This is a genomic window from Pseudomonas sp. E45-MNA-CIBAN-0222 (assembly GCF_040310405.1).
Taxonomy (GTDB): domain Bacteria; phylum Pseudomonadota; class Gammaproteobacteria; order Pseudomonadales; family Pseudomonadaceae; genus Stutzerimonas; species Stutzerimonas stutzeri_AC.
Genome location: NZ_JBEOPU010000175.1, coordinates 1 through 254 on the forward strand (window position 1 = coordinate 1; position 254 = coordinate 254).

General features: G+C 55.9%; 1 protein-coding gene. It reads left to right on the forward strand.

Features of this window, described 5'->3' with window-relative positions:
- Window positions 1–254 (forward strand): hypothetical protein (locus tag AAEZ08_RS23225; protein WP_500125220.1); only part of this gene is annotated, 254 nt, incomplete at both ends.

The following is a 254-nucleotide window of genomic DNA, read 5'->3' on the forward strand; positions in this document are numbered from 1 at the left end:
GTCCAACAATAGACAACATAATAGAAATCATGGCCGACGCGGGGTATACCGAAAGTGCGGACACGCGTGTTCGCGTGTTGTTTCACGTAACCGATTTCGGGAACGGCGGGATCGAATCGTCTCTGATCCAGTGGCTGCGCATCCTCGATCGCAAGCGTTTCAGGGCCACATTGTCGGTCACGTACGCGTCGCCGATGCTGGCGCAGCGCTTTCGCGCCCTGATTCCGGATGACATTCCCATTGAAATCCTGGTG